The sequence below is a fragment of the Paenarthrobacter aurescens genome, from assembly GCF_025421775.1.
GTDB lineage: Bacteria > Actinomycetota > Actinomycetes > Actinomycetales > Micrococcaceae > Arthrobacter > Arthrobacter aurescens_B.
Genome location: NZ_JAOEFX010000574.1, coordinates 1 through 248 on the forward strand (window position 1 = coordinate 1; position 248 = coordinate 248).

General features: G+C 61.3%; 1 protein-coding gene. It reads left to right on the forward strand.

Features of this window, described 5'->3' with window-relative positions:
* Nucleotides 1–248 (forward strand): hypothetical protein (locus N7568_RS28020; RefSeq protein ID WP_261612311.1); only part of this gene is annotated, 248 nt, incomplete at both ends.

A 248-nucleotide genomic window follows, 5' to 3' on the forward strand; every position in this document is an offset into this window, starting at 1 on the left:
GACATCCTCGACTCGTCCGACAGCGGTAACGGCATCGAAACCCTCAATATCATGGAGCCGCAGGGCGTATGGGAGCTGATCCGCGACGAACATCCGCAAATCATCGCCACCATTCTGGTGCACCTCAACCGCAGCCAGGCCGCCGATGTGCTGAGCAAGTTCGATGAACGCGCGCGCAACGACATCATGCTGCGTATTGCCACCTTTGGCGGCGTGCAGCCGGCGGCGCTGCAGGAGCTGACCGAAGT